Below are 10,306 nucleotides of genomic sequence, written 5' to 3'. Positions count from 1 at the left end.
TATAATCCATACAGGCGGCATTCCAGTATTGGGATGCATAGCCCCGTCACGTTCGAAGGGCTCAACCTGCCCTCAGACGCCGTCGAGTGACCTCACCTCGGGTGTCCGTGCAACGGGGGGAAGCTCAGGGCGGGTTCACCCAGGTTGATGAACAGGTGTCCCGACGGCATCGGCGGGACGTTCATCCGGCGGTGGCGCGGCACCCCGGTCAGGCAGTAGATGTCGTCGATGAACAAGTCGAGCGGCGGTCCGGGCACCCGTCCGACATATTCCATGGGCCCAGTCAACACGGCCCCCAGTCAACACGGCCCCAGTCAACATGGACCCAGTCAGCTACGGGTGGCGGCGCCGCCGCTCCCGCGAGCATCATGTGATCATGCTTGACGACGCCCAGGTGGATGCTTTCGTCGAGGGCGGTTTCGTCCGGATCGAGGGCGCGTTCCCCAGGGAGATCGCGGACGAGTGCCGGGAGATCATCTGGCGGGACCTCGACGCCGACCCCGCTGAACCGGCCACGTGGCCGCGGCCGGTGGCGGCGCGACCGGACTACCCGCAAGCGCCGTTCGTGGCCGCGGCCAACATGCCGCGCCTGCACGCGGCGTTCGACGTCCTGGTGGGCAAAGGCCGCTGGACACCCCGCACCAGCCTGGGCGGATTCGTGGTCCGCTTTCCGAGTGAGGAACCGTCCGTCGTCGACGGTTGGCACGTCGATGTGAGCTTTCCCAGCTCCACCTCCGCCCCGGACGACTACATGACGTGGCGCGCGAACGTCGAGTCCAGGGAGCGTGCGCTGCTGATGTTCTTCCTGCTGTCGGACGTCGGGGAGAACGACGCGCCCACCCGGTTGCGCGTCGGCTCGCACCTTGACGTGGCACGGGTCCTCGAACCCGAGGGGGAGCCCGGACTGGACGCCAGGGAACTGGCCCGGCGGGCGGATGCCGCCACCGGACACCGTCCGACGGCCCACGCCACCGGTAGCGCGGGCGACGTCTACCTGTGCCACCCGTTCCTGGTACACGCCGGCCAACCGCACGCCGGAAAAAATCCGCGCTTCCTGGCCCAGCCGAAGCTCAGCCCGGTGACGCCGCACTGGGTCAACCTTGCGGGAGGACGCCTCTCGCCCGTCGAGACAGCGATCAGGCGAGGTCTCGGACAGTGACCCCGACCCCGGCGTTCGCGGTGGGACGTTCCCGGTGATGGAGGCTGCCCGTCAGTCGTCCGGCGGAGGGCTGCCGGTGGTTTCGGGGACGAAGCCGCAGGTTTGCGGGTCACACTCGGCCTTGTGGTCCCGGCCCCAGAGATAGGTGTCTCGCTCGGCGGCGCGAGCGCGGTGGACGAGGCGTACCTGTTCCCGTCGGGGCAGAGTCGAGGGCAGCGCCTCGAAGGTCTCCGGGAGCACGGCGAGCATGCCGGTGACCTGTTCGCCGTCCCGCATCCGCAGGAGCGCGGTGCACTGCCACCAGCGGATCTCGCCGCCCCGGCCGCTCGGGGTGCCGGGCCAGTAGTAGTTCGCCGGATCCGGTACCAGGTAGTGGACGCTGTCGGTGTCCAGGTGGGCCCGCAGCCAGGGTCCGCCTGTGCCGAGGCCGAGTCGGAGCCGTCCGGCCTCCTCGTACAGGGCGCAGATCGCGTCGGCGTCGAGGGCCTTGAGCACGTGTGCTTCAGCCGGAAGCGCCTGACGCCCGTCCGGGGGCCTGACCGGCCAGCGTCCGAGGAGTACGCCCGCCCGCTGCCGCAGCGTCATGGGCGACGGGCCTTTGCGACGAGCGGGTAGTGGTGGCGGTGGCGTCCAACTGCGCCCGGCCTGTTCGATGTGGCGCAGCATCCAGGCGCGCCCTTCTGGGCCGGTGGTGTGCCAGGTCCAGCCCATCGGCCGTTTCGTCATCGCCTGCCGAATGCTCCCGGCGGGGGCACCCCGGCGGGACGGCTTCCAGACAGGTGGACGGGCGATTCCCGGCAGATTGTGGCACAGATCGGCGAGGAACCTGACGCGTTCCAGATCATCCTCAGGCGACCAGTCCTCCGGCGCCCGCCGGACGTTCCCGGCCACGTGCCGGATCTCCACGAACGCCCTGGCCGCCAACAGCGCGGCCACCTCCCGATCCCGCCTGGCCTCACGCCCCTCAAGCCGCCCCGCCCGCCAGGTCATGGCGCCCCAGTTCGAGGCCGCTTCCTTCGGGGCTTCCACCACGACTCGGCTTACGCCAGATCACCTCGCGGGCGTCCTCCCTCGTCCACCACGCGGATGGCGTCACGCAGCGCCACACGGGGGACGACAAGGATCGGGCCGTGGGGGTCCTTCGAATCACGAACGGCCACCGCGTCCTTCACGCCGGCCAACTCGACACAGTCACCGCCGGAACTGCCGCTACGGCTCGACTTACGCCAGGGCACGTCGTCCATGAGCGTCCTCACCCATCTGCAGCACGGACGGCGTCACGCAGCGCCGCGCGGGACACGACGAGGACGGGGCCGTGTGGATCTTTGGAGTCACGAACGGCCACCATGCTCTCCATGCTGGCCAACTCGATGCAATTGCCGCCGGAGCTGCCGCTGCGGCTCGACTTACGCCAAGTGAGCTCTCTGTTCATGTTCTCCACTTCTCTTCAATCGTGCGGTTGATCAAGTCGGCGCTCATGCTTGTCGGGAGGGCCTGCGTGCAGATCGCGTCGAACCTGTCTTTGAGCCTGGAGATGTCTTCTCGCGTATCCATCATGATTCCACGCGCCGCGGTCTCGGCAAGAGCGATCTCCTGGCCGTCACGGAGAGTCGCCAGAACGAACGCTCCTTCGTTGCCGGGGTGGGGAACGCCGTTCGGTATGACCTGAACGCTGAGGCGTGGCGTACTGATCTCCGCGAGGTACTGGAGTTGGGCTCGCATCACCTCTGCGCCCCCCACGTTGTACCAGAGCACAAACTCGGGGAGGACGTACACCACACGTGGGGGCCTTGGATCCGTTCGCGCGAGTATGGCCTGCCGAGCCAGCCGCGCGTCGATTGCCTCACGGTCATCGAAGAGCAGGGCGCTCGCGTACTCCTCCTTCTGGAGAAGCCCATAGACGACGGTGGGCTCGTAGACCTTGAGGGTTCCCGCCTCCTCTTCGACGGTGGGCCACTTGCGGAACCATTCGGGGAAGCCGTCCTTCTTGTCGCCGAACAGGCCGTCGTGGAGATGGGCCAGGGCCTCCTTGGTGTCGAGGGCGGTGTCGCAGTGTTCGGCGAAGGTGCGTTCGCAGTGGGATTCTGCGCGTTCGACCGCGCCGATGAACGAGGCGCTGTAGGGGATCTTGTCCGCGAGCTGCTTGATGCTGTGATTCGCGAGGACGCGGTACCTGCGGACTTCTGAGCCGAACAGGTCGAGGGCGCTGTTCGACGGGGTGAGGCGCTTGGGGGGCTGCGGCATTTCGTGTCTCCCGATGACCAGGCATGACCCATGACCACCAATGAATGCCAGGCCATGCTCCGAGGTTGCCTTGTGACGTCGCGTACGCATTCACCAGGATGACACTTTGCGCGATGCTCGGCCACAGGACGACAGAAATGGAGGTCGAGATGTTCGAGGCGATCGTTTTGACAGTTCCCCCCGAATCGGTCAAAGCAGTATGCGTTTTCGCCACCAGCCGAGCAAATCGGACAGCATGCACTGGCGGGCGGCGATGAACCTTTTCACAAAAGAAACGACCGCCGAATGCGATTCGACCGTCGTCCTCGACCCCACTGAGCAGGCACCGGCCAAGGCGCGGCGGTTTCTCGCCGGGCGGTTCGCCGAGTGGGGCGTCGCCGACGACGACACCGGACGGCTCATCGTCTCCGAACTGGTCACGAATGCGCTCGTGCACGGGGACGGACCGATCGTCGTCCGGGTGTTCCAGGACGAGCGCGACGGCCGTCCGGTGATCGAAGTCTGGGACGGCGGAGAAGGGCAGCCGGTCATGCGGCCGGAGAACTACGCGGCGACCGACGGGCGGGGGCTGCTGATGGTGGCCCTCCTCGCTCACGACTGGGGGACGCGGCCCTTGCTGGAAGGAGGGAAGGTGGCGTGGGCGAAGTGCGGGCTCTGACCGTCCGGGCCGAGCGTCATCTGCTGCGGTGGCGCACCCGTCGGGGGCACGAGACGGCCGTGCGGTGCCTGGACGAGCTGGCCACGGCGCTCTCCCCTCAAGGGTGGCGCTTCATGCGGTTCTACCGGCGTGAGGAGTTCGCCGTCCCCGTTCCGCTGCTGTGGGTCCACGCGCGGGCGACCAAGGACGTCGGCATAGTGGTCAGCGTCCTCGCCACCCCCGGCGGCACGTGGGCCTACCACGAGGCGCAATGGGGGCGGCGCGGCTACCTGTGCCTCTGCGGGGACGCCGAGGGGGCCGCCGCCCAGGTCGACCGGCTCCTCAAACACCGTCTCTTCCCGTCCACCTGGTGACCGCCGCGTCAGCGGATCAGGGCGTAGATCGCCTGGCGGGCGATGTCCGGGTTCGGGGGTTCGCCGGTGATCAGGTCGGTGTAGAGCAGCGACTCGCAGATGCGGATGATCAGGTAGGCCAGGTCGTGGTGGCGGATCGCCTGGGGGCCCGAGGGCGGGGTGATCTCCTCGTCGAGGAGCTGTTCGACGCGCTCGATCGCGTAGCCCTGGACGGGGCTCGCCTTCGTGGTGAGCAGCCTCAGCGCCCGCTCCGGCTCGCGGTGGACGAAGTCGACGAAGAAGCGCGTCTCGGCGAGGATCTGGACGAAGTCGCCGATGACGGCGGAGACCCGTTCGGCGCCGGTGGTGTCGGAGTGGGTGGCGAGGGCTCTGTGGAACGTCTTGGTCGCGAGGTCGCGGAGGATGTCGGCGGTGAGCTGGTCGCGGTTGCCGACCCAGCGGAACAGCGTGGCGCGGCTGACGCCCAGTTCGGCGCCCAGTTCGCCCATGTCGATCCGGCGTCCCTGGATGAACCACTGGCGGGCCAGATTGAACACGCTGAGCGCGTTGGGGCGCGGAGGCGCGTCGTGCGGACGCCGGCTCAACTCGGTGTTCCCGGGTTCGTTGATGGCTCCCCCTTCACCGGTGCCGAGAAGACTACCCGCATCCGCGGCGCCCTCAGAGGAACGCGGGCCCTCGGCGGAGGAGGGCGTCGTAGAGGAGTTGCTGGACGTTCTCGCGGACATGGTCGGTGATGTCGAAGACCGTCATGGGGTCGTCGGCGGCGTCGGCGTCGTGCTCGTCCAGCGTCATCGGCTCGCCGAACTGGATCATCCATTTGGACGGGAGCGGGACGAGCCCTGCGGGGCCGAGAAGGGGGAACGTCGGGGTGACCGGGAAGTACGGGAGGCCGAGGAGGCGGGCGAGCGCGGGCACGTCGGCGAGCTTGGGGTAGATCTCCTCGGCGCCGACGATGGCGCAGGGGACGATGGGGACCCCGGCGCGCAGCGCCGTTCCGACGAAGCCGCCGCGGCCGAAGCGCTGGAGCCGGTAGCGGTCGGCGAACGGTTTGCCGACGCCCTTGTAGCCCTCGGGGAAGACGCCGACGAGTTCGCCCTTGGAGAGCAGCCGGGCGGCGTCGGACTTGCAGGCGAGCGTGTGCCCGGCCTTGCGGGACAGGTGGCCGAGGAGCGGGATCTGGTAGACGAGGTCGGCGCCGAGCAGGCGGATCTGGCGGTCGGCGTGGTCGTGGAGCGCGACCGTCAGCATGAGCGCGTCGAGGGGGATGGTTCCGGAGTGGTTGGCGACGAGGAGGGCGCCGCCGTCCGGGATGTTGTCCACACCGGAGAGTTCGACGCGGAACCAGTGCTCGTAGAGCGCGCGCGCCATCGGCAAGAAGACCGTGGAGTTGAACTCCGGGTCGAAGCCGAACTCGTCGACCTCGTAGTCGCCCGCCAGGCGGCGCCGCAGGAACGCCAGGCCGGACGCGATCCCGCGCTCGATCTGGCCGGGGTCGAAGGGCCCGTGGTGAGAGTGACCGTGGTGAGAGTGACCGTTGTGGGGATGGCGGGACGCGTCGTCGTCGTCCTGGCGGGCCGAGTCGAGGTCGATGACCTGGGCGCCCTCGTCGTCGTCCTTGCGGTGGGCGTTCATCATCCTGGCATCTCCTCCATGCGCGTCCGGGAGCTCACAGCCGTCCGAACAGGGACGTCAGCGCGCCGTGGCCGAAGCCCTCGGCGTCGGCGAAGTCCGCGAAGGCGGCCTCGGAACTGTATTTGGGACGCCACGACAGCTCGTTCTCCAGGGCGGCGGTGTCGATGACCCGTCCGTACGTCAGCCAGCGCTGCAGTTCCGGCGAGAACCCGGACAGGCCGGCGAAGCGCCGCCCCATGTCGCCGAAGACCGAGATGGACGGCGACGGGACGGGCAGGTAGGGGCGTCCGGCGCGGCGCAGGGCCTGGGACAGCAGCAGGACGCCGTCGCCCGCGACGTTGAAGCAGCCGGGGTGGTCCTCGACGGTCATGCGGCGCAGTACCTCGACGCCGTCGTCCTCGTGGACGAACTGGAGCCGGGGGTCGAAGCCGAGCACCGTGGGGACGACCGGCAGGTGCAGGTACCGGGTGAGCGGGGAGTCCACGCCCGAGCCGAGGAAGTTCGCGAACCGCAGCACCGACACCGTGAGGTCGGACCTGCGCCGCATCAGGCCCCGGACATAGCCCTCCACCTCGACCGCGTCCTTGGCGTACCCGGACGTGGGCGCCTCGGCCGGCAGGTCCTGCTCGGTGAACACGGCCGGGTCCCGCGGCGAGGAGCCGTACACGGCGGCCGAGGAGCGCACGACGAGCTTGCGCATGTCGGGCGAGCGCTGGCAGGCCGCGAGCAGCTGCATCGTGCCGATGACGTTGAGCTCTTTCACCTTCGCCCGCGGGACCGCCGAGGAGGTCACCAGGTTCAGGTGCACGACGGTGTCGACCCCGGCCGACGCGATGATGTTCGCGATGCTCGGCGTGCGGATGTCGACGCGGACGAACTCGGTGCGGCCGAGCGACAGGCCGGGCAGCGGTTCGGGCGGCACGGTGTCCACGCCGATGACCCGTTCGATGCCCGGGTCGGCTTGCAGGGTGTTCGCGACCCGCGCCCCCAGGAAACGGGAGACGCCCGTGACGAGGACGACACGGGCCGCGGCGGCGGGCATCGAGGACACTGTGCGCCCCACCCCTTACGGCTGCGTGGCCGGCGTGACGACTACTTCTTGTTGCGACGCTGGATACGCGTCTTCTTCAGCAGCTTGCGGTGCTTCTTCTTGGCCATGCGCTTGCGGCGCTTCTTGATGACAGAGCCCATGGGACCTCACTCGGCGTATCGGGTGATGTGCAGAAGACCGTCGTGCCGCAGGCGAGCATCACTCGAAACTCGAAACGCGCACACGGGCCGACGCCCAAGGGTACCGCTGCAACGAGGGGGATCACGCCGCGCCCTGTCCCACGGCGCGCTGCGCCGCGCCGGTCCCGCGCCGGGCGGGCATGCGGAGTCCGGCGCCGCGCCTCGCGCGGCACCGGGCACCGCTTCGCGCGGGCGGGCTTGCCCGGCCACCGGGTGGTCGCCGCGCGGCCCGTCCCGCTTGGTGTCCGGACCGACTTGCCGGTCCTCGTCCTGCTTCCCCAGCTTCGGGACATTCCCGGGGGATTGTCCCGATGCCCCCTGCACGGCCGGGTTTGGAGTATTCGGCGGGGTCGTGGCTCATGCCCCGCCCTTACCCGTTATCCGGCTTCGATGTACGCGTCGCGCAGGTAGTCGTGAACGGCCTGCTCGGGGACCCGGAACGAACGGCCCACGCGGATCGCGGGCAGCTCGCCGGAGTGGACGAGGCGGTAGACGGTCATCTTGGACACCCGCATCACCGAGGCCACTTCGGCCACGGTCAGGAACCTGACCTCGCTCAGAGGTCGCTCGCCTGAGGTCATCGGACGCCCTCTTCCACACGTGCCGCGCACCGGCCCTTTGGGTGACTTTGATCACGCACGTGTACTTCCTCCAGCGTAAATCGCGTATCGGCAGTCGCAAGAGGGGAGTTCCGCACATTTCCGTATCCTGACCTGACCTGAGGGACACAGTGCTGATCCGGCACGGAGGGTGGATATATACGGCACAGGGAGTGGTGCGGCGAACGCTTGTCAACCAAAACCCCGCGTTGACCTGCGGTTCCGGCGCTCCCGAGGGCGTCGCGCAAGCCCATCCGTCCCGCTAGGGCGGCCCTGTCACACGCAGTGACAAAACGGGCGACGGCACGGCGGCCCGGGATACGGGCGCGGCGAGGCCGGGTGAGGTCAGATGGACGGGTACAGACCCGCGTGATCAAGGATGTACGCGGTCAGCGGCGCATAGTGGTGCGCAGCCACGCCGTCGTCGAGCGGGACGACCACGTCGACCTTGCCTTCGGCGGCGCCCGCGAACAGCGCTGGATCGTTACAGTCCGCGAACCCGACGGTGTCGATGCCCGCCTCGCCGGCGGCTCCCGCCCACCCGTGATCGGCGATGGCCAGATCCGGCCAAAAATCAGGTTTAGCTCCCGCGGCGCCCTCGAAGGCGCTATTGGAGCCCTCGGAGGTGCTGTCGGCGAGCTCGCGGAGCATGGCCTCCATCGGGTGGGGGTCATGCGTGTGATGCGTCCGGAAGTCGTCGCCCTCCAGCATCGCCACACCGGGATCGGCGTAGACGATGCGGCGCACGTCGAGGCCGCCGTAGTAGCCGGACTCGATCTCGTACGTCCAGCCCTCCGCGGGCGTCAGCAGCCGGCAGCCCGCGTCCGCCAGCGCCCGCGCGACCTCCTGGTACAGCGGTGTCAGCGTCGCCGGATGCCCGGTCGCGAGCACGACGTTCTCCCGGCGGCGGGCGGCGAGGCCGATCCGCTCGCCCATCGCCTCCAGCGTGTCGAGCGTGATCTCGGGGTCGATGGTGTCGTCCCCGTAGATGTGCCGGGGGTCGGGGTCGACACCGCAGCGCTCGACCATCATCTCCAGGACGGTCTGCTCCGTCCACGACGGCTTGAGCTCCAGCCCGAACTGGTAGTACGGCCGGCCCGCGGCCATCCGCCGGTAGTGCAGCAGGTTGTTCTGGCGCGGCGTCGCCACGTCACCGGCGATCATCGTCCGGACGAGGTGGGTGCGCAGCTCGTCCCTGGTCGGCGCGGGCTTCGGCGCGGCCGCTCCTGGCGGGTTTCCGTTCGTCATTCGTCCGTCATCGGGTCGAGGCCGTGCTCGGGGAACACCGCCCGCCGCGTCGCCAGGATCGCCTGGTCGATGGGATTCGCCGGGTCGTATCCGCTCCCCCACGCACTGACCTCCACAACGTCCGTCCCGTCCGTCATCCGGCGGGGGGCGATCTCCTCGGTCCGCTGCCGGGCGAACTCGCGCCAGCCTTCCGGGACCGGCGTGTCCGGCGGGATCGGCCCGCCCGCCGCCTCGGCCAGCAGGTGCGTCCACGCCCTCGGCACGACCTGCACCAGCTCGTAGCCGCCGCCCCCGGTGGCGACCCAGCGGCCCCCCGCGGTCTCGTGCGCGAGCCGGTGCAGCAGGCCGTACGCGGTTCGCTGCCCGTCCACGCTGAGGGTGAGGTGCGCGAGCGGGTCGAGCGCGTGGCCGTCGGCGCCGTGCTGGGTGACCAGGACGTCCGGGCGGAACTTGTGCAGCAGCGGCGGGACGACCGCGGCGAACGCGCGCAGCCACGGCCGGTCGCCGGTGCCGGGCGGCAGCGAGATGTTGACGGACGTGCCGTCCGCGCCCGTCTCGTTCGGGAAGCCGGTGCCGGGGAACAGCGTCCGCGGCGTCTCGTGCAGGCTGATCGTCAGGACGCGCGGGTCGTCGTAGAAGGCGTCCTGGACGCCGTCGCCGTGGTGGACGTCGATGTCGACGTAGGCGACGCGCTCGGCGCCGTTCTCCAGCAGCCACGCGATCGCGATGGCCGGGTCGTTGTAGACGCAGAACCCGCTGGCCGAGCCGCTCAGCGCGTGGTGCAGGCCGCCGGAGACGTTCACGGCGTGCTCGGCGCGTCCCGTCCAGACCGCCTCGGCCGCCGCGACGGACGCGCCCGCGACCAGGGCGGACGCGTCGTGCATGCCGAGGAACACGGGGTTGTCGGTGGTACCGATGCCGTACCGGATCTCGGGGAGCCCGGTCGCGCCGGCGTGCTTGACGGCGGCAATGTAGGGCTCCTCGTGGACGAGCCGGAGCAGCTTGTCGCCCGCGGCCTCGAACTCCGACACCCGCACGTTCGGCCGGTCCAGGACGCCGAGGTCCCGGGCCAGCGCCATCGTCAGCTCGACGCGCACGGGGTTCATGGGATGCCCGGGGCCGAAGTCGTAGGAGATGAGCCGTTCGTCCCAGAGGACCTCGAGCCCGCAGTTCTCGGGAGGGG

The 10,306-nt window shown here is 69.5% G+C and carries 15 protein-coding genes; 3 read left to right on the top strand and 12 right to left on the bottom strand.

Annotation, left to right across the window (positions count from 1 at the left end; translation table 11 throughout):
* Positions 1–92: 92 nt before the first annotated feature.
* Positions 93–275, bottom strand: coding sequence for a hypothetical protein (locus E1285_RS39805; RefSeq protein ID WP_207947160.1), 183 nt, complete (start codon positions 273–275; stop codon positions 93–95).
* 101 nt (positions 276–376) lie between these two features.
* Here E1285_RS39805 and E1285_RS39800 point away from each other — a divergent pair, with 101 nt between their 5' ends.
* Positions 377–1,159 (top strand): phytanoyl-CoA dioxygenase family protein, encoded by a 783-nt coding sequence (locus E1285_RS39800; RefSeq protein WP_132159777.1) that lies wholly within the window; start codon positions 377–379, stop codon positions 1,157–1,159.
* Between the two features lie 51 nt (positions 1,160–1,210).
* Here E1285_RS39800 and E1285_RS39795 read toward each other — a convergent pair whose 3' ends face one another.
* The 4 genes from E1285_RS39795 to E1285_RS39780 are packed head-to-tail and all read right to left on the bottom strand — an operon-like array spanning position 1,211 to position 3,403.
* Entirely contained in the window at positions 1,211–2,188 is a 978-nt protein-coding gene (locus E1285_RS39795; protein ID WP_132159776.1) for a hypothetical protein, read from the bottom strand.
* A gap of 11 nt (positions 2,189–2,199) precedes the next feature.
* The gene (locus E1285_RS39790; RefSeq protein ID WP_132159775.1) at positions 2,200–2,403 is read right to left on the bottom strand and encodes a DUF397 domain-containing protein; all 204 of its coding nucleotides are present in this window, start codon (positions 2,401–2,403) and stop codon (positions 2,200–2,202) included.
* A gap of 8 nt (positions 2,404–2,411) precedes the next feature.
* Positions 2,412–2,591, bottom strand: a complete 180-nt coding sequence (locus E1285_RS39785; protein ID WP_132159774.1) for a DUF397 domain-containing protein — start codon at positions 2,589–2,591, stop codon at positions 2,412–2,414.
* Positions 2,588–3,403, bottom strand: a complete 816-nt coding sequence (locus tag E1285_RS39780; protein WP_132159773.1) for a DUF5753 domain-containing protein — start codon at positions 3,401–3,403, stop codon at positions 2,588–2,590. Before E1285_RS39780 ends, E1285_RS39785 begins: the two co-directional genes overlap by 4 nt.
* A gap of 253 nt (positions 3,404–3,656) precedes the next feature.
* Here E1285_RS39780 and E1285_RS39775 point away from each other — a divergent pair, with 253 nt between their 5' ends.
* A complete protein-coding gene (locus tag E1285_RS39775; RefSeq protein WP_165966950.1) occupies positions 3,657–4,061 on the top strand; it encodes an ATP-binding protein in 405 nt (134 codons plus the stop codon).
* Positions 4,040–4,414, top strand: a complete 375-nt coding sequence (locus tag E1285_RS39770) for a hypothetical protein (protein ID WP_132159771.1) — start codon at positions 4,040–4,042, stop codon at positions 4,412–4,414. The genes E1285_RS39775 and E1285_RS39770 overlap by 22 nt, the downstream gene beginning before the upstream one ends.
* Before the next feature lie 8 nt (positions 4,415–4,422).
* Here the strand turns inward: E1285_RS39770 and E1285_RS39765 are convergent, their stop codons facing one another.
* From E1285_RS39765 to E1285_RS39735, 7 genes are all read right to left on the bottom strand, one after another.
* Positions 4,423–4,998, bottom strand: coding sequence for a QsdR family transcriptional regulator (locus E1285_RS39765; protein ID WP_132159770.1), 576 nt, complete (start codon positions 4,996–4,998; stop codon positions 4,423–4,425).
* A gap of 73 nt (positions 4,999–5,071) precedes the next feature.
* On the bottom strand, positions 5,072–6,049 hold the full coding sequence (locus E1285_RS39760; protein WP_132159769.1) for a lysophospholipid acyltransferase family protein: 978 nt from the start codon (positions 6,047–6,049) through the stop codon (positions 5,072–5,074).
* A 31-nt stretch (positions 6,050–6,080) separates the two neighbouring features.
* Positions 6,081–7,088, bottom strand: coding sequence for an NAD-dependent epimerase/dehydratase family protein (locus E1285_RS39755; RefSeq protein ID WP_132159768.1), 1,008 nt, complete (start codon positions 7,086–7,088; stop codon positions 6,081–6,083).
* A gap of 50 nt (positions 7,089–7,138) precedes the next feature.
* On the bottom strand, positions 7,139–7,237 hold the full coding sequence (locus E1285_RS39750; protein ID WP_018654693.1) for an AURKAIP1/COX24 domain-containing protein: 99 nt from the start codon (positions 7,235–7,237) through the stop codon (positions 7,139–7,141).
* A gap of 416 nt (positions 7,238–7,653) precedes the next feature.
* Positions 7,654–7,857 carry a helix-turn-helix domain-containing protein gene (locus E1285_RS39745; protein WP_131877351.1) on the bottom strand — a complete coding sequence of 68 codons (204 nt, stop codon included), beginning with the start codon at positions 7,855–7,857 and terminating at the stop codon, positions 7,654–7,656.
* Between the two features lie 363 nt (positions 7,858–8,220).
* Positions 8,221–9,123: a phosphatase gene (locus E1285_RS39740; protein WP_132159767.1), complete on the bottom strand. Its 903-nt coding sequence runs from the start codon at positions 9,121–9,123 to the stop codon at positions 8,221–8,223.
* Complete coding sequence (locus tag E1285_RS39735; RefSeq protein ID WP_243723375.1) at positions 9,120–10,259, bottom strand: acetoin utilization protein AcuC; 1,140 nt, start codon at positions 10,257–10,259, stop codon at positions 9,120–9,122. The genes E1285_RS39740 and E1285_RS39735 overlap by 4 nt, the downstream gene beginning before the upstream one ends.
* Between the last annotated feature and the right edge of the window lie 47 nt (positions 10,260–10,306).

The organism is Actinomadura sp. 7K507, assembly GCF_004348425.1.
Lineage (GTDB): Bacteria > Actinomycetota > Actinomycetes > Streptosporangiales > Streptosporangiaceae > Spirillospora.
Note: the sequence above shows the minus strand (reverse complement) of the source record. Positions and strands in the feature narration are given on the sequence as shown.